13 protein-coding genes are annotated in these 17,171 nt (G+C 66.9%); 2 read left to right on the top strand and 11 right to left on the bottom strand.

The window, feature by feature from the left end:
- Positions 1-119: 119 nt before the first annotated feature.
- Positions 120-773 carry an adenylate kinase gene (adk, locus tag CDN99_RS10380; RefSeq protein ID WP_088384764.1) on the top strand — a complete coding sequence of 218 codons (654 nt, stop codon included), beginning with the start codon at positions 120-122 and terminating at the stop codon, positions 771-773.
- 143 nt (positions 774-916) lie between these two features.
- Positions 917-1,675, top strand: coding sequence for a 3-hydroxyacyl-CoA dehydrogenase (locus tag CDN99_RS10375; protein ID WP_088384763.1), 759 nt, complete (start codon positions 917-919; stop codon positions 1,673-1,675).
- A 141-nt stretch (positions 1,676-1,816) separates the two neighbouring features.
- Here the strand turns inward: CDN99_RS10375 and CDN99_RS10370 are convergent, their stop codons facing one another.
- From CDN99_RS10370 to CDN99_RS10320, 11 genes are all read right to left on the bottom strand, one after another.
- A complete protein-coding gene (locus CDN99_RS10370) occupies positions 1,817-3,067 on the bottom strand; it encodes a hypothetical protein (RefSeq protein WP_088384762.1) in 1,251 nt (416 codons plus the stop codon).
- Between the two features lie 83 nt (positions 3,068-3,150).
- Entirely contained in the window at positions 3,151-3,582 is a 432-nt protein-coding gene (locus tag CDN99_RS10365; RefSeq protein WP_193531703.1) for an ExbD/TolR family protein, read from the bottom strand.
- 12 nt (positions 3,583-3,594) lie between these two features.
- Entirely contained in the window at positions 3,595-4,023 is a 429-nt protein-coding gene (locus CDN99_RS10360; protein WP_088384760.1) for an ExbD/TolR family protein, read from the bottom strand.
- Positions 4,024-4,049: 26 nt separating this feature from the next.
- Positions 4,050-4,904, bottom strand: coding sequence for a MotA/TolQ/ExbB proton channel family protein (locus CDN99_RS10355; protein ID WP_088384759.1), 855 nt, complete (start codon positions 4,902-4,904; stop codon positions 4,050-4,052).
- Positions 4,905-5,009: 105 nt separating this feature from the next.
- The gene (locus CDN99_RS10350; protein ID WP_088384758.1) at positions 5,010-5,654 is read right to left on the bottom strand and encodes an ABC transporter substrate-binding protein; all 645 of its coding nucleotides are present in this window, start codon (positions 5,652-5,654) and stop codon (positions 5,010-5,012) included.
- Positions 5,655-6,230: 576 nt separating this feature from the next.
- Positions 6,231-6,932, bottom strand: a complete 702-nt coding sequence (locus CDN99_RS10345; RefSeq protein ID WP_158218813.1) for a 2OG-Fe(II) oxygenase — start codon at positions 6,930-6,932, stop codon at positions 6,231-6,233.
- A 115-nt stretch (positions 6,933-7,047) separates the two neighbouring features.
- Positions 7,048-9,726 carry a TonB-dependent receptor gene (locus tag CDN99_RS10340; protein ID WP_088384756.1) on the bottom strand — a complete coding sequence of 893 codons (2,679 nt, stop codon included), beginning with the start codon at positions 9,724-9,726 and terminating at the stop codon, positions 7,048-7,050.
- A 593-nt stretch (positions 9,727-10,319) separates the two neighbouring features.
- Complete coding sequence (locus CDN99_RS10335; RefSeq protein WP_088384755.1) at positions 10,320-12,218, bottom strand: ABC transporter ATP-binding protein; 1,899 nt, start codon at positions 12,216-12,218, stop codon at positions 10,320-10,322.
- 13 nt (positions 12,219-12,231) lie between these two features.
- Entirely contained in the window at positions 12,232-13,704 is a 1,473-nt protein-coding gene (locus CDN99_RS10330; RefSeq protein ID WP_088384754.1) for an ABC transporter permease, read from the bottom strand.
- 32 nt (positions 13,705-13,736) lie between these two features.
- A complete protein-coding gene (locus CDN99_RS10325; protein WP_088384753.1) occupies positions 13,737-14,720 on the bottom strand; it encodes an ABC transporter permease in 984 nt (327 codons plus the stop codon).
- Positions 14,717-17,035: an ABC transporter substrate-binding protein gene (locus CDN99_RS10320; protein ID WP_162296487.1), complete on the bottom strand. Its 2,319-nt coding sequence runs from the start codon at positions 17,033-17,035 to the stop codon at positions 14,717-14,719. Before CDN99_RS10320 ends, CDN99_RS10325 begins: the two co-directional genes overlap by 4 nt.
- Between the last annotated feature and the right edge of the window lie 136 nt (positions 17,036-17,171).

Genomic DNA, 17,171 nt, shown 5'->3' with positions numbered 1-17,171 from the left:
CCCAATTCATTCAGGTGGCACGTCAGCGGGGCGTAGGCCGGCCCATGCTATTCTCGCCCGCAGTTTTCGAGGGCGCGTCTCCCTGCGTGACGCGCCTTCTCCATGTATCGAGGAGACCCATGCGACTGATTCTTCTGGGCGCCCCCGGCGCCGGCAAAGGCACCCAGGCGGCCTTCATCTGCCAAAAGTTCGGCATCCCGCAAATCTCCACCGGCGACATGCTGCGCGCCGCGGTCAAGGCCGGTACCGAACTGGGTCTGGCCGCGAAGCAGGTGATGGACGCCGGCGGCCTGGTCAGCGACGACATCATCATCGGCCTGGTCAAGGAGCGCATCGCGCAGCCGGACTGCGCCAAGGGTTTCCTGTTCGACGGCTTCCCCCGCACCATCCCGCAAGCCGACGCGATGAAGGCGGCTGGCGTGAAGCTGGACGTGGTGCTGGAGATCGCCGTGCCCGATGAAGCCATCATCGAGCGCATCAGCGGTCGTCGCGTGCACCCGGGCTCGGGCCGCAGCTACCACGTCAAGTTCAACCCGCCCAAGACCGAAGGCAAGGACGACGCCACCGGCGAAGACCTGATCCAGCGCGACGACGACAAGGAAGCCACCGTCCGCAAGCGCCTGGAGGTCTATCAGGCGCAGACCCGTCCGCTGGTCGACTACTACTCGACCTGGGCCGCCAGCGGCGACGCGCAAGCGCCGCAGTACCGTCGCATCGAGGGCATCGGCAGCGTTGACGAGATCACCGCGCGCGCCCTGGCCGCGCTGACCTGATCGGCGAGATATCCGCATCGCGCCGCTCCACGAGCGGCGCGTGCACGGCGGCCCGCGCGGCCGCCTTTTTTCGGCACACAATTGACGTTTACGTCAACGGCAACCAAGCCGTGCAACGCAGACAGCGTGGAAGGAGACATCCCATGGACATCGCGAACAAGGTTTTCATCGTCACCGGCGGCGCGTCGGGTCTGGGCGAGGGCACGGCCCGCATGCTGGCGCGAGAGGGCGCGACGGTCGTCATCGCCGACCTGCAGGCCGAGCGTGGCGAGGCGCTGGCCAAGGAGCTCAACGGCGCCTTCGTCAAGTGCGACGTCAGCCAGGAGGCCGACGCGCAGGCGGTCGTGGCCAAGGCCGTGTCGTTGGGCAAGCTGATGGGGCTGGTGAACTGCGCCGGCATCGCGCCCGCCGCCAAGACGGTCGGCAAGGACGGCGCGCACGCGCTGGCGGGTTTCTCCAAGGTCATCCAGGTCAACCTGGTCGGCAGCTTCAACATGATCCGTCTCGCCGCCGAGGCGATGAGCAAGAACGAGCCGGAAGCCACCGGCGAGCGCGGGGTGCTGATCTCGACGGCCTCGGTGGCCGCCTACGACGGCCAGATCGGACAAGCGGCCTATGCGGCCTCCAAGGGCGGCATCGTCGGCATGACCTTGCCGATCGCGCGCGACCTGGCCCGCAACGGGATCCGCAACATGACGATCGCCCCCGGCATCTTCGGCACGCCGATGCTGTTCGGCATGCCGCAGGAGGTGCAGGACGCCCTGGCCGCCAACGTGCCCTTCCCCTCGCGCCTGGGCCGCCCAGAGGACTACGCCAAGCTGGTCCACCAGATCGTCACCAACGACATGCTCAACGGCGAGGTGATCCGACTGGACGGCGCGATCCGCCTGCAGCCGAAGTAAATGCGCCATGCGCCCACGACGCAGCGTGGACGCCAAAACAAAAAACCTCCCGACTCTCGTCGGGAGGTTTTTTTTCATGGGCATCAGGTCTGCATAGAACCCGGCCTCGGTGGGCCGGAACCCTTGCAGCCTAGGCCGAGATCACTTCTTGGCGCTGCGTGCGTACACAGACCACAGGCCAGCCAGGTCGGCCGAGCCATCGGCGCCCTTGACGGTGCGCCAGGTGGCTTGCGCCTTGGCGCTTTCGCCGGCCAGGAACTGCGCCAGCCCCAGGTAGAGCTTGGCGTCGTCCGGACGCTTCAGGTTGCCCTTGGCGATGCCTTCGTCGATCAGCTTGATGCCGGGAGCGGCCTGGCCGCGCTGCACCAGCGCAAAGCCCAGCTTCACCAGGTCGTCACCTTCACGGGCGCCGCGGGCGGTCTGCTCGGCGGTGGCCTGGGCGGCCTTCGCTTCGGCGATGCGCTTGTCCAGCAGATCGGCCAGACGCTTCGGACGTGCGTTGTCGTCCGTGGGCTTGACCACGCCGGTCGCGAAGCCCTTCTCCAGGACCTTCTTGCCTTCGTCGGGATAACCGGCGGCGCCGGCCAACTGCGCCAGCTCCATGTAGTCGTTGGCGCCGGACATGTTGTCGGTGGCCAGCTTCAGACGCAGGATGTCGACCTGATAGCGACCCGCCGCGAAGCCCTTCTTGCTCTGCAGCGTGCCCAGGGACTGCGCCCACAGTTGCTTCGTCGGGTAGTAGTTCAGCAGCTTCTGGATCAGCACCGATTCCGTGCCGCTGTCGCCCTTCTTGTTGGCAGCCCACAGCGCGGTGTTCAGCTTGTCCTGGGATGGCGCGCGACCAGCCTTCTCGTCGGCGGAGATGTCCGCCAGCGTGTCCTTCAGGATCGTGCCGACGTCGCCCGAGCGCAGTTGCGCCGCGCTCTGCACTTGCTTCATCGCCGGGCTGTTGCCGCCGGCGGCGTAGTACTTGTTGACCCACTCCAGCGCCTTGGCGCCGTTGCCCGCGCGCAGATAGGTGCCGGCGATGGACTCCATCGTCGGCAGCTTGTTGGCGGCCGGCAGCTTGCCCGCCGCGTTCAGCGCGTCGTAGGCCTTGACCATGCCGTCGGCGTCGCCCAGGCGCGACGCGGCGGACAGGCGCAGACCTTCCAGCGTGGCGTTCTCGTCGGCGTTGCGGCCGGGAACGGCTTCCGCCTCGCGGATCTTGGCCATCGCCTCTTGCGCCTTGCCGGCCTTGAGCAGGTCGGACGCGGCCTTCAGCGCGGCGCCGACTTGCGGACGGACTTGCGCGGCGGCCTGGGACAGGACGCTCAGGCTGCCCTCGGGCGTCTGACCCAGGACCAGGGCGGCGGCGCCCACGGCGGCGGTTGCCAGCAGTTTGAGTTTCATTCGCTTGCTCTCCTACGAAGAAAAACGCGCCGCCCTTGCGGGCAGCGCGTTCTGTTCTAACACCAAATCAGACGGTCACCCGGTCAGTTCAGGAACTGCTCGTTCCCGACCATGGCCATCTTCTTGACGCCCAGACGCTGCGCCGACGCCATCACGTTGGCGACATAGCCGTACTCGGCCAGCTTGTTCGGCTTGATGTGCACTTCCGGCTGATCCGGCTCCGCGACCACCTCGGACAGCTTCGCTTCCAGGGCGGCATGGTTCGGCACCGCGGCGCCGTCCCAGAACACCGTGCCATCGAAGTCGATGGCGACCTCATGGACCACGGGGTCTTGCGGAGGCGGCCTGTTGCTCGGCGGCGGCATGTCCAGATTCACCGAGTGCAGCTGGATCGGGATGGTGATGATCAACATCACCAGCAGCACCAGCATCACGTCGATCAGCGGCGTCGTATTGACGTCCAGCATGGTTTCGGGATCTTCACCACCACCGGAGCTACCAACATTCATACCCATTGTTCAGCTCCTTCAGCCACCGCGAGCCGGGGGCTCGGTGACGAACTTGATGGACATGATGCCCGCGCGCTGGCACGCAACCATCACCTTGCCCACGTTCTCGTAGCGCGATTTCTCGTCGCCGCGGATGTGGACTTCCGGCTGAGGATTCAGAACCGCGACCTTCTTCAGGCGCGTCACCAGCGTTTCCGTGTCCGGAACCAACTGCACGCCCCAGTAGATGTCGCCATCCTTGGTCACCGCGATCTCGATGTTTTCCGGCTTGGTGACGCGGATGACGTTCGTCTCTTTCGGCAGGGTCACCCCCACCGACTGCGTCACCACCGGCACGGTGATCAAGAAGATGATCAAGAGCACCAACATCACGTCCACGAGGGGCGTGGTGTTGATGGTCGAGACCACCTCGTCGTCACCACCGGACGAACCTACGTTCATCCCCATAGTCAGTCTCCGGGACTACTGTGAAATTAACGGCCCGCGACCTTGCGGCTGCCCATCAGGACGCCGTGCAGGTCAGCAGCGAAGGCACGCACTTGGCCCATCACCGACTTGTTGCGGTTGACCAGCCAGTTGTAGCCCAGCACCGCGGGAACCGCGACGCCCAGACCGATGGCCGTCATGATCAGCGCGGCGCCCACGGGGCCGGCGACCTTGTCGATCGACGCTTGACCGGCGACGCCGATCTGGGTCAGCGCTTGCAGGATGCCCCACACGGTGCCGAACAGGCCGATGAACGGCGAGGTCGAGCCGACGGTGGCCAGGAAGCCCAGGCCGCCTTGCAGGCGCGAGTTCACTTCGCTCACGGCGCGGTCGATGTTCATCGTCACCCAGGTGTTGTGATCGATGTTCTCGGTCAGCGCGCCTTCGTGATGCTCGGAAGCTTCCACGCCGGTTTGGGCGATGTAGCGGAACGCGCCGGTTTCGCTCAGGCTCTTCAGACCTTCCTGCAGGGAGGCCTTCTTGAAGAACGAAGCGCGGACGTCCTTGGCTTCACGGGCGATCTTGGAGGTGTCCCACAGCTTCGTGAACAGGATGTACCACGAGCCCAGCGACATGATGAACAGAATGCCCAGCACGATCTGGTCGACGATGTTGCCGTGGGCGACGATGTTGCCCAGGCTGTAAGGATTGTCGACCGGCTTGGCGGCGGCGGCAGTGTCGGGCGCGGCGGCAGGAGCGATGTCAGCGGGAGCGGCCGTGGTGTCGGCGGCGGACGCGGCGGCGGAGGCAGCCTGGTCCTGCGCCTGGGCGCTCAGCGGGGAGACGGCCAGGGTCGCGGCACAGGCGATGGCCGCAAACAAGGCAGACAGACGAGAGATCATGGAGTTAGCTCCTACGCAAAAAGTCTTGAACTCAGGTTGAGGGTCGGGGCGCGTCAGGCGCCCCTCAAATCGGTCGATCACGGTCAGGACAGGCCTGCGCGCGGATCATTCCATGTTGAACACGAATTCCTGCTCGAGGATCGCGTCCCCAGGGCAATCGTACGTTTCGGACACCGCGGCGGTGATCGCGTTCTTCAGAGCGCGGTCAGCCTTGCGATCGTTCGCGCCGCGCAGCGTCGCCAACGAGATTTCGGTCACCTTGCCGCCCTTGACCGTGAACGTGGCCTTGTAGCTGGCGGAGCCGCTCCAGTTGAGCGCCGGCATTTCCGGCTTGCCCATCTTGGTGCAGCTGCCGATGGCGGAGCGGACCTTGTTGGCGGGCGGTGCCGGAGGCGCCGGAGCGGCCGGCGGCGGCGCCGGACGGAAGTCGGCCTGCGGCGGGGGCGTGTTGGACTGCACGGCCACGGTCTGCGTCGGCGGCGGAGGAGCGGTCACGACCACTTCCGGCGGCGGCACGAACGGCGGCGGCGGCGCCTTGATGTCCGGCGGAGGAGGAATGACCTTCTCCGGCGGCGGTGGCGGCTTGACCTTTTCCTCGACGACCTTCACGTCGATGGGGCCCTTGACGGCTTCCTTGATCTTCGTCGCCAGGCCGCTGGCCAGGGCGCCGATGATCAGGACGTGGACCAACACGACGAGGCCGAGACCCGTCAGGCGCGATGACCCGCCTTTATCCTGCGCAAAGTTCATGCGCGCTCCTTCATCAAACTGCGAATTTCTTTCATCGAGACTACGAGGGGAGTTCGACTCAGCACAGCGTCTGGACTGATCAGGTACTCGCGCCGCGACCCAAGGTTAGCAGCGCCTGTCTTGCCGGCTGTGTGAGCAGCGATGCGACCGGTGCCAAGCCGCCGAAGCGACCAGGACTGTCGACCCGCCGAATGCAGGATGGACACAAGAAGACTCGAAAACCCAGGGCACGATACGAACCCGACTCAACAAAAATGCCCGTCGGCTTGTGGCCGCGGGCGTCTCAAGGATCGATCAAAACTGTAGCAAAACTACAGGATTGACCGCCTTTCGCGACCTTGATCATAAACGCTTTGCACCGGCGACAAGTCATGGGGTTTGCCCCAGCATGCGCGCTTCGCCCAGCCTCCTGATCACCTCGGGTTACGGGCGGCGAACCACCTCCGCCGAGGTCCCAAGTGCTGCCTGGTATTCTACTGGTATGCACTCTAGCGACTAGAGACTGCTCCCTAGGAATAACCCGCACCAGGGCGACCCGCGAACCCTTGAGAAAGACTCGGCAATTGTCGTGCCAAGTCAGGCGGCGATCAGCCAGCCGGTGATCGCCTGGCGTTCCGCCATGGCGAAGGGCGGTACATACGATACGAAATGTCGTTGTGGCACGGTGAAAAGCGACAACGAATTGAAGTGGGGGTAATAGGTGTCCAGCACCGAGCCGTCCTCGGCGGTGAAGTGCAGCATGCCGCCCCAGTCCGGTCGCCATCGCCGCGTGAGGTTGATGACGTAGGCCAGACGGCGGTCTTCGCGGTCCACATGATCGTCGTGCGTGGTCAGGAAGTTACCGCGCGAGTACATCGTGGCCTGCGCATAGACGCCATTGATCGTGGCGTCGCCGCTGAGCTCGCGCATGCGGGACAGAAAATCTTCGCCGCCCATCCATCGCATGAAGCGCGCGAGCAGATCCTCCCGCCCGTCATGAACAGCCCGGACGAGCGAGTCTGAGAAGAACGAAAACTGAAAGCCCTCCCGCGCGACCGAGTGGATGCCTTCGGTGAGCTGCATCCGCTGCTGCGGCGTCAACGCCCGCAGTTGCTCGCCGGTCAATCGTCGGTCGCCATTCAGGTCGCGATAGACGAGCTCCCAATCGATCGCCTGCAAGGCGCGGTCCAGGGCGTCGGCCACCTGCGGGGAGAAGAAATCGCGGATCAACACCCTGCCCTCGGTACGCAGCGTGCGGCCGAGCGCGGCGTAGTCCAGCGTCGGATTCAGATAGTCCATGAGCCCTTCCATGTCGGCCGTGTGGACACGCATCGACCGACCGGTCGGATGCCACAACGGCGGCAGGCCCCGAAGGGCCTGCCTGTTCAGTCCATCATCAGACGAGCAGTCTGGATCAGAACTTGTAGTTTCCGCGCAGATAGAAGGTGCGACCCTTCACATCGGCGTAGGTCGGGTCGAAACCGACCTGGAAGTAGTCCTGCTGGACGGTCTCCGGCGGCTTGGTGTTGAACAGGTTGCGGATGCCGGCGCTCAGGGTCACGCCCTTGATGCCGCGGAACTGCCCCTGCACGTCGAACAGACCGTAGGCCTTGACATGACGGATCTCGTCATAGTCCTGGTAGCCGTTCTGACGGAAGTAGCGGATCCCCGCGCCCCACACGCCCTTGTCCCAGTCCAGCGTGAAGGTCTGCTTCAGGCGGATGACCGGACCGCCGACCTGGTACTTGCCCAGGTTGTCCTGGGTGGTGCCGGTGCCGACGATGGTCTCCTCGCTCTTGGTGATGAGCGTGCCTTCCCAGCCCGGCGTGAACGTGCCGATCTCGGTGCGCAGCCGGGTGCGGGCGCTCAGGTCGAAGCCCGCCACGCGCGACTGGCTGACGTTCTCCCACGACGCGTTGACGAACGAGAGGTACCCCGTCGTCGGATCGCGGACCAGGCGGTTCGCGAAGATCGAGGTGCTGGTCGTCGGGCCGGTCTGGTGCTTGAACCAGTCCTTCAGGATGTCGTCGCCGCTGAGCAGGCGCAGGCCGTTGTTGATCTTGATGTCGAAGTAGTCGATCCCGATCGTGGTGTCCTTGATCATCTCGAACACCAGGCCCGCGGTGAAGGTCTTGGACTTCTCCGGCTTCAGGTCGCGGTTGCTGTTGTTCACCACCGTCAGCTGGGTGTCGCAGAAGTCGGTGTTGGGGAACGCCGTGCAACCCTTCAGCGCGTTGTAGTACGGGTCGGTGTAGTTGCTGCCGGAGTTCGTGCCGGCGGACGGCGCGAACATGTTGTCCAGCGCCGGGGCGCGGAAGCCGCGGCCCGCGGCCGCGCGCAGCAGCAGGCCGTTGATCGGCGTGAAGCGCAGCGACAGCTTCGGGCTGGTGGACGACAGGTTCGGCGTGCTGAACGCACCGTCCCGCGAGGCCCCCTTCGTGCCGCTGTAGCGGTCAAAGCGCACCGCCGCGTTCAGCTCCAGGGTCTTGAGGATGGGGAAGTTGGCTTCGCCGAACAGGCCGCTGACGTCGCGCTGGCCGGTCACCTTGCCGGCATTGCCGTTGCCGCCGACGATGTCGCCGGAGCCCGCGATGTCGGAGAAGCCGTCCTCGTACTTCTCCTTGCGGAACTCACCGCCCAAGGCCAGGCCCATATTGCCGGCGCCGACGTTGAACAGCTCGCGCGACAGCGTGAAGTCCACGCCGGTGTTGCTGGTCTTGGACTTGCGGTTGTTGCCGCTGAGCTCGGCCGTCTTCAGCGCGGCCAGGCCGGCGGCGTCGTTGGGGCCGAAGGGGTTGATCAGGCCGGTCGCCAGCGCCTGCACCAGGCGCGCGTCGGAGTAGATGCCGCTGACAAAGTCGTCACGCGCCTTGCCTTCCGCATAGGTGAAGGCCGCCTTGTAGTCGAAGCCGCCCAGTGTGCCTTCGGCGCCCGCCACGGTGCGCAGCACCTCGTTGGTCACCTTGTCGCGGCGCTGGCCGCCATCGACCATGCGCCAGGAGATGCGCAGCGGGCCACGGTAGCCCGGGAGCACCGCGTCCACCGCCGCCGTCGGGTACCACTTGCCGCCGCCCGGGTACAGGTAGGCCGGCTTGCCGGTCGTCGTGGACGGCGTCTGCGACGAGCCCAGGATGATCTCGTTGCGGCTGTAGGCCACCTCGGCGAACAGCGTGTTGTCCTGCACCGGCTGGACGGTGGCCTTCACCAGGGCGCCGTAGCGCTGCTGCTCCGGCACCAGGTCGATGTAATGGGTGTAGTCGTAGCGGCAGTTGGAGGCGCCCTTGAAGGAGTCCGGCGGCGCGCAGGTCGGGTAGTTGGCGGCCAGCGGCACGTATTGGCCGGTGGACGGGATCACCGCGTTGGCGGGGAAGGTGTTGCCTGAGTCCTTGACGATGCCCAGGTCAGGCCGGTTGCCGGTCTGCGCGTACGAGCGGTCCTTGGCGCGGATGGGGTCGTACTTCTGGTAATTGAAGGTGCCCATCACGTTGAACTTCTGCTTCTCCAGGTCGCCGAAGCCCAAGCCCCCCGACAGCGAGAAGACGTCGCCCACCTGCTGCGGCAGCTCCAGGCCGACGCTCAGGTCGCCGCCCTGGTAATCCTTGCGGGTGATGAAGTTGATGACGCCGCCGATGGCGTCGGAGCCGTAGGTCGCGGACGCACCGTCGCGCAGCACTTCGATGCGCTCCAGGGCCGCCAGCGGGATCGAGTTCAAGTCGACGCCCTGCCCCGAGAACGGATAGATCGGCATGCGCCGGCCGTTCAGCAGCACCAGGGTCCGCGAGCGACCCAGGCCGCGCAGCGAAGCGCCGGTCTGGCCCAGCGCGCTGCCGTCGCCGATCGATTGCCCCAGCGCGATGCCGCCGCCGTTGTTGTAGCTCAGCCGGTCGACCAGCTCCTGCACGTTGGAGGCGCCGGTCTTGTCGATGTTCTCGCGAGTGATGACGCTCACCGGCAAGGCGGTTTCGGCGTCGATGCGCTTGATCGAGGTACCGGTGATCTCAACCCGCTCGAGCTGCTGCTGCGCGGTCGCCGGCAAGGCCGCCGCGCCTAGGGCCAGCAACGCGGCCAGGTTGATGCTTTTGCGTTTGAACATGTGGACTCCTTATCCAGAAACACTTGTGACGTGTTCCCGGGAACACGGGCGGCCAGGGTGTCGGCCAAACCCCTCCGAGCGCTGTTCCCGGGACAGGGCGGAAGGCAGTTTCTTGTCCGGATTGATAAGGAATGCCCCGTAATCACCCTATGCAAGACAGCGCTAGCCCTGATTTGCTGGGGAAGCCCTGGGAATTCACGGGTAAACACCGACCGTGCGCAATGCGTCACACGTTGCGGCCACGCGACGCGCGGGTAGCGCCCAAACGGGGTCGTGACAGACGTAATCAGGTGTAAATCGCACCAAGAGTTGGCAAAACTGGAACTACTTCGTTCGCCAATCGCTCAAATGCATTGAAGAGGGGCAGCATCTGCCGCACGAACGACGGGAATCCGCGCTCGTCCGCCGATTCACGCGCCCGTAACCCTGAGAAACCATGGCCCGGCACCACAACCGTGCGGTCGCCTCGGGACGGAGCGCGAGCCGCCCTGGCATGGACACGGAAACGGCTGGCAACCGAGCAAAAAAAGGGCCGCGAAGCGGCCCTGGGCGGGGTGGTGGCGCGACGCGCCGTCGAGCCCATTGCGCGCGCGTCAGCCCGCCTGCCGCTCCACACGCGGCACCGCCGCCAGCAGCGTCCGGGTGTAGGCCTGGGTCGGACTGCCCAGCACGGCATCGCAGCGGCCCGCCTCGACGATCCGGCCGGCCTGCATCACCGCCACTTCGTCGGCGATGTACTCGACGACACCGATGTTGTGCGTGATGAAGAGGTAGGACAGCCCCCGGCTGCGCTGGAGCTCGCGCAGCAGGTTCAGGATCTGCGCCTGCACCGACACGTCCAGCGCCGAGGTCGGCTCGTCGCAGACGATCAGGCGCGGCTCGACCGCCAGCGCCCGGGCGATGGCGATGCGCTGTCGCTGGCCGCCGGAGAACTCGTGCGGGAAACGCGCCAGCGCGTCGCGGCGCAGGCCGACCTGGTCGATCAGGTCATGCAGCAGCGCGATCCGCGCCGGGCCGTCGAGCTCCGGCCGCAGGGCCAGCAACCCCTCCTCCAGCACCTCCTGGACCCTCAGCCGCGGGTTCAACGACGCATAGGGGTCCTGGAAGATGATCTGCACTTGGCGGCGCGCCTCGCGCAGCGCGTCGCCGTCGAGGTGGAACAGGTCTCGCGCCATGTCGGCGGCGGCGGTGCCGCCCCGCCCCACCCCGGCCATCGGCGGATGCAGCAAGGCCTGACCCTCGATGACCGCGACCCGGCGCAGCAACTGCACGATGGCCTTGCCGGACGTCGTCTTGCCGCAGCCCGACTCGCCCACCAGCGCCAGCGTGCGACCGGCCTCGATCGAATAGGACACGCCGTCGACCGCGTCGAAATAGCGCCTGGCACCGCCGAACAGTCCACGCGACATCGGATAACGCACCCGCAGGTCCTTGACCTCGAGCAGCAGCCGGCCTTCGGCCGCCGCGCGCGGCGAGGCCATCGTCGCGTCCGCGGGCTGGGCGGCCGGGCGCGGCAACGCCTCGCGACGGTCGGTGTAGAGCAGGCAGCGCACCTCGTGCCCCGGGGGCTGCTCGGGCAGGTCCGCCAGCAGCGGCCGGGTCGCGCCGCAATGGACCATCGCCTGATCGCAACGGGGTGCGAAACGGCAGCCGTCGAAGACCTGCCACAGCGGCGGCACGGTACCCGGAATGGCGGCGAGTGGCTCGCCGCGTCGGTCGGCATCGGGCAGCGCGCGCAGCAGCAGGCGGGCGTACGGGTGACGGGGCGCGGCGAAGAAATCCGCCGCCGGCGCCACTTCGACGATCTGGCCGGCATACATCAGCGCCACCTGGTGCGCCATGCCGGACACCACGCCCAGGTCGTGCGTGATCAGCAGCAGACCCAGGCCGCGCTCGCGTTGCAGGTCCTTGAGCAGCGCCAGGATCTGCGCCTGGATGGTCACGTCCAGCGCGGTGGTGGGCTCGTCGGCGATCAGGTAGTCGGGCTCGGCCGCCAGCGTCATCGCGATCATGATGCGCTGCTTCTGGCCGCCGGAGAGGCGGAACGGGTACTCGTCGACGCGGCGTTCGGGCTCGGGGATGCCGACGCGGCGCAACCAGTCCACCGCCTTCCGGCGCGCCGCCTCGCCGCGCAGCGGGGTGTGGGCCTCGATCGCCTCGACGATCTGCGCGCCGACCTTCATCACCGGGTTCAGGCTGGTGCCCGGCTCCTGGAAGATCATGCCGATGCGGCCGCCACGCACGTCGCGCATGCGCGCCTCGCTGAGGTCGAACAGGTCCTGGCCGTCCAGGTCCAGGCGGCCGGCGGCGATGCGGCCGTTGTCGGGCAGCAGGCGCATCAGCGCCAGCGCGGTCATGCTCTTGCCGCAGCCGGACTCGCCCACCAGCGCGAAGGTCTGCCCCCGCGCCAGCGTCAGCCGCATGCCGTCGATGGCGCGCACCAGGCCCGCATCGGCGTCGAGGTGGACCTGCAGGTCGTCGATCTTCAACATCTCGCGTCGTTCCTCAGGCCTGCGGCCGTGCCGGCGCGGTCGCCGGCGCCGCGGCCTTCTTCTTCAGCGACAGCACCTGCGGCCGCAGCTTGCGAGAGCGCGGATCGAAGGCGTCGCGCACACCGTCGGCGAACAGGTTGGCCGCCAGCACCAGGCTCACCATGAAGCCGAAGGCGGCCACGAAGCTCCACCACACCACCGGGTCGCGGCTCATCTCGGAGCGCGCCAGGTTGATCATCCCGCCGAAGCTGTTCATGCCCGGGTCAACGCCGACACCAACGTAGGTCAGCACCGCCTCGTACAGGATCAGGTCGGAGAAATTCAGCACCAGGCTGATCAGCACCAGGTGCATCACGTTGGGGACGATGTGGCGCACCATGATCGTCGTGTCGCGCACGCCGAAGGCGGTGGCGGCCTGCACGAAATCGGCCTCGCGCAGCTTGAGCGTCTCGCCGCGCACCAATCGGCACAGCGTCGCCCAGCCGGTCACGCCCAGGATCGCGCAGAGCAGGAAGATCTTGAGGTCGGCGCGCTCCGCGCCGGTCTCGAAGGCCTCCGGATGCTTGTCCAGGAAGACCTGCACCATCAGCACGCAGGCGGCGATCAGCAGCACGTTCGGGACCGACGTCAACACGGTGTAGAAGTACTGGATGACCTCGTCGACCCAGCCCTTCAGGTAGCCGGCCAGGATGCCCAGCACCAGCGCGAACGGCAGCGTCGCCAGTGTCGACAGCGCGCCGATGACGAAGGCGGTGCGGATGCTCTTGAGCGCCTGGTAGAGCACGTCGTTGCCGGTCTGGTCGGTGCCGAAGACGTGGTAATGCCCCATCAGCGCGATCACCGGCCCGGCCAGCAGCGCGGTCACGGTGAGCGTCGCCAGCGCGGCGCGCCACGGGTAGTGGGTGCGGTCGCCCAGCAGGTCGCGCAGGCCCTGGCGGAAGCCGCCGTGGTGCGGCGCCAGCACCGCCGCCATCGCCAGCGCCAGCAGCACCGCCGCCACCGCGCCGCCGGCCAGGCCGCCCAGCGCGCGTCGCGTGATGTCGCCGGTCCAGTCGCTGGCCGGATCCTGCAAATGCGCGCCGCCGAAGGCCAGGCGCGGGAACTCGCGCACGATCTCCGCGCCGTGCGCGACGCTGTCCATGTTGAAGCCGCGGTAGGCCAGCGGCGCGGAGTAGCTGGTCTCGCGCATCTCGATCTGGCGCGCGAGCAGCAGGTCCAGGACGGACTCGGTGCGCGTCTCGTAGAACTGCTGGCCGGCCGGGCTGTCGGCCAGCGCGCGGCGGAAGTGCAGGCTGTCCAGCGCGGTGATGGCCAGGAACAGCGTCAGCACCACGCCCGCGCTCAGTGCGGCCGGATCGCGCAGCACGCGTTGCCAGTTGGCGCGCAGATGCGGCCGCCGCACCAGTCGCACGATGTAGAGCGCCAGCGCCGCGAACATCGCCCACAGCGCCGCGTCGGTCCAGAGGATGACGACCTTGAATCCCATATCCGTTCCAGGTTCCCGGGCGCTCGCGCGCGTCAGGTCAGCCGCACGCGCGGATCGACCCAGGTGTAGACCACGTCGATCAGCGCATTGCTGGCGATGTACAGCAGCGCGCCCAGGAACACCATGGTGCGCACGATGGCGAAGTCCTGCCCGGTGATCGCCTCGATGACGAAGGCGCCCAGGCCGGGGATGCCGAAGAAGCTCTCGAACACCAGGCTGCCCAGGAAGACATACGGCAGGTAGGCGCCGGCGCTGGTGATGATGGGGATCAGCGCGTTGCGCAGCACGTGGCGCATCAACACCACCGGCTCCGACAGGCCCTTGGCGCGGGCGGTACGCACGTAGTCCTTGCCGACTTCCTCCAGCAGCATCGCGCGGTACAGGCGCGCCTCGCCGCCCAGGCGCGACAGCAGCGACAGCACGATCGGCAGCGCCAGGAACTTGATCGCGTCCAGGCCCGGCTCATAGCCGTTGATCGGCACCAGGCGCAGCACGCGCGAGAAAAAGAACTGCCCGACGATGATGTAGAACAGGCTGGAGATCGACAGCATCAGCACGCACAGCACCACGCCCCAGAAGTCGATGCGCGAGTGGCGGAAGAAGGTCAGCAGCAGCGCGAAGGCCACGCTGATGATCAGCTGCAGGATGAAGATCGGCACCGCCAGCTGCAGGCTCACGCCCATGCGGGTCTTGATCTCGTGGCCGATGTCGACGGCCTGGCGCGCGTCGGAGCGGCCGAAGTCCAGCAGCATCAGCGACACCGAGCGCTCCCAGAACACCGTGTGCGTGACGCGCGCGGCGCCCGCCTGCGAGGCGTCCCAGTACAGCGGCTTGTCGTAGCCGCGCTCGGCCTTCCACTTCTCGATCTGCTCCTGCGTGACGCGCTTGCCGCCGATGTTCAGCCGGGCCATGTCGTCCGGCGTGTTGACGGTGAAGAACAGGAAGAAGGTCAGCAGGTTGACGCCGACCAGGATCGCCAGCCCGTAGGCGAATCGGCGCGTGAGGTACTTGATCATCGGTCGGCTCCCGGCGCCGTCGAGGTCGCGCTCGCGACCAAGGCATCGTCGCGGCCGGTCGGCGCGGACGTGCCGCGGGCGGTGGCGGTCTCGCGCACCTGGAAGCTGCGGCGCGTCGTCCAGACGATCGCCGCGCCGCCGATCACCAGCACCAGCAGCGGCCACCACACCGGGTGATTCCAGTCCGCCTGCAACTGCGCGCGCCGCGCGGGGTCGAGCCGGTAGAAGCGGACCGGGTCGCGGATCACGATGCTGGGCTTGCCGTTGTGGACCCAGCCCTGAAACGCCTGGCCGGTCCAGGCCCAGTAACCGAAGGCCCAGGGCGCGTCCTGCTGCGTGATCTCCACCATGCGGTCGATGACCTGCTGCTTGGCCGGCCCGTCGTCCAGGATCTGAATCTGCTTGAACAGCCGGTCGTACTCGTCGTTCTGGTAGTTGGCCACGTTCTCGCCCTCGTGCAGCGACTTGCTGTTCGGGCCGTAGAGCAGGAAGAGGAAATTCTCGGCGTCCGGATAGTCGGCGAACCAGCCCCACCAGAAGATCTGGTGCTTGCCCTGTTTGATCTTCTCCTGGAACTGGTTGTAGTCGGTGGCGCGCACGTCCAGCTGGATGCCGAGCTTGGCGTACTGCTTGACCATCCAGTCGTTCTCCGCCTTCACCTCCGGCGTGACGGTGCGCATGAAGTCGTAGTTCAGCACCAGCGGCCGCCCCGTCTTCGCATCGCGGCCGTCGGGATAACCGGCCTCGGCGAGCAGTTGCTTCGCCTCCTCGATCGAGCGACGCACGATCTTGCCGTCCACCCGCTTGTGCGTGACCGGATTGAAGAAGCCGGGCTGGGCCTCGCGCGAGCCGAACACGCCCGGCGGCACCGGGCCGTAGGCGGTGACACCGCCGCGGTTCTTGAAGATGCGGCCGTAGCCCTCCTCCCAGTCGATCGCGATCGAGAGCGCCTGGCGCAGCTTGCGATTGCGCAGCTGATGCTCGGGCGTGTCGCCCTTGCCGACGACCGGGTCCAGCCCGTTGAAGCCCATGTACCAGTTGTTGGGATCGGTCGAGCGCGGGAAGGCGAAGCCGCGCTGCTTGAAGAAGGCCGCCACCTCGTCGGAGTCGCTCGCGTCCGCGTAGAACTCGACGCCCCAGTCGCCGCGTTCCAGGTCCGGCATGTCCAGGTAGCCCTGCTTGAACATCTCCTTGCGCGGCACCCGCTCCTTGATGAGGGTGGCCACGATCTTGTCGACGAAGGGCAGCTTCTTGCCGCAGTCGGCCAGGCGGCCGGCGGGGCCGTCCTCGGGCATGCCCTCGCACGGGTAGGTGTCGTCGTGATAGTTCGGGTTGCGCGACATCACGTGGCGGCGGTCCTGCTGGTACTCCGTCATCATGAAGGGGCCGGTCCCCACCGGCCACTGGTTCCAGGACAGACCGTGCTCGGCCATGCCCGGCTGGGCGTAGAACAGGTCCACCTCCCACGGGACAGGCGCCAGGAAGATGGTCGACATCCAGTACGACCACTGCGGGTACTTGCCCTTGATGCGGATGCGCAGCAGGTGCTTGTTCACCGCCTGGGCGCCCGCCAGCGGCCAGCGGCGGAAGTCGAGGAAGGGCTTGTCGGGCGCGCTCTCGGGCAGGCCCTTGAGCAGCTTGGCGTTCTCCTGCCTGATCAGCTCGCCGTACGCCTTCAGGCCGACGACGTGCTCGGAGAACAGGCCGAAGATCGGCGCCTCGATGCGGGTCGTGGCGTGGCGCTTGAGCGCGTAGACGAAGTCCTCGGCCTCCAGTTCACGCGTGCCCTGATGCTCGAACTGCCACGGCGAGCGCTTGTCGCCGAGCTGTTTCGCGTTCAGGTGGTGATAGAGGTAGTTGCCCTGCGCGTCCTTCGCGAACGCCGGGCTGGGCGCGTACTTCACGCCCGGCCGCACGGGCATGTCGTAGACGCTCTGGTCGATCTTGTCGGCCGGCGCGTCGTCGGGCAGCCGGTTGCCCTGCGCGTCGAGGTAGTACGGCTTGATCACGCGCTCGGCGGCGCGGGGGATCAGCTCGTAGGGACGCTTCAGATAGTGGTAGCCGTAGGGCGGCTCCATGATCTGGTAGGTGTAGACGGCTTCCGGCGCCGTGTACGAGGCGGTGGGATCGAGGTAACGCGGCGAGCGTTCGTCGAAGGACAGGTACAGCGTGTTGTCCCTGGCCGCGCCGGTCGGGTACGGACTGTTGTTGCAGGCGGCCAGCAGTGCCATGGCCGCGAGGCCCGAGATCCGCGCCAGCATCCGGCGCCAGCCTCCACCCGCGTCCCGCGACGCGCTCCACAGCCCCGACGACATCGTCATCCCTTCAAAAACAAAACCGCATCTTCTTGGGAAGGTCTTCCCTTGATGCGGCATTGCCAGATTGTTGCCAAGGCCGTGCCCTTGTGGGACCGACCGGTGCCGGGGGCGGATCATAGCGGCCAGCCCCGGC

The organism is Roseateles aquatilis, from assembly GCF_002205645.1.
In the GTDB taxonomy this organism is placed as follows: Bacteria; Pseudomonadota; Gammaproteobacteria; order Burkholderiales; family Burkholderiaceae_C; genus Roseateles; species Roseateles aquatilis.
This window is presented reverse-complemented; position numbering and strand designations above follow the sequence as displayed.

Coding starts and splice junctions, on each gene's coding strand:
- CDN99_RS10320 (WP_162296487.1), bottom strand. CDS start 17,035: ATGTCGTCGGGGCTGTGGAGCGCGTCGCGGGACGCGGGTGGAGGCTGG.
- CDN99_RS10375 (WP_088384763.1), top strand. CDS start 917: ATGGACATCGCGAACAAGGTTTTCATCGTCACCGGCGGCGCGTCGGGT.
- CDN99_RS10335 (WP_088384755.1), bottom strand. CDS start 12,218: ATGTTGAAGATCGACGACCTGCAGGTCCACCTCGACGCCGATGCGGGC.
- CDN99_RS10355 (WP_088384759.1), bottom strand. CDS start 4,904: ATGATCTCTCGTCTGTCTGCCTTGTTTGCGGCCATCGCCTGTGCCGCG.
- CDN99_RS10365 (WP_193531703.1), bottom strand. CDS start 3,582: ATGGGTATGAATGTTGGTAGCTCCGGTGGTGGTGAAGATCCCGAAACC.
- CDN99_RS10360 (WP_088384760.1), bottom strand. CDS start 4,023: ATGGGGATGAACGTAGGTTCGTCCGGTGGTGACGACGAGGTGGTCTCG.
- CDN99_RS10340 (WP_088384756.1), bottom strand. CDS start 9,726: ATGTTCAAACGCAAAAGCATCAACCTGGCCGCGTTGCTGGCCCTAGGC.
- CDN99_RS10370 (WP_088384762.1), bottom strand. CDS start 3,067: ATGAAACTCAAACTGCTGGCAACCGCCGCCGTGGGCGCCGCCGCCCTG.
- CDN99_RS10330 (WP_088384754.1), bottom strand. CDS start 13,704: ATGGGATTCAAGGTCGTCATCCTCTGGACCGACGCGGCGCTGTGGGCG.
- adk (WP_088384764.1), top strand. CDS start 120: ATGCGACTGATTCTTCTGGGCGCCCCCGGCGCCGGCAAAGGCACCCAG.
- CDN99_RS10345 (WP_158218813.1), bottom strand. CDS start 6,932: ATGGACTATCTGAATCCGACGCTGGACTACGCCGCGCTCGGCCGCACG.
- CDN99_RS10350 (WP_088384758.1), bottom strand. CDS start 5,654: ATGAACTTTGCGCAGGATAAAGGCGGGTCATCGCGCCTGACGGGTCTC.
- CDN99_RS10325 (WP_088384753.1), bottom strand. CDS start 14,720: ATGATCAAGTACCTCACGCGCCGATTCGCCTACGGGCTGGCGATCCTG.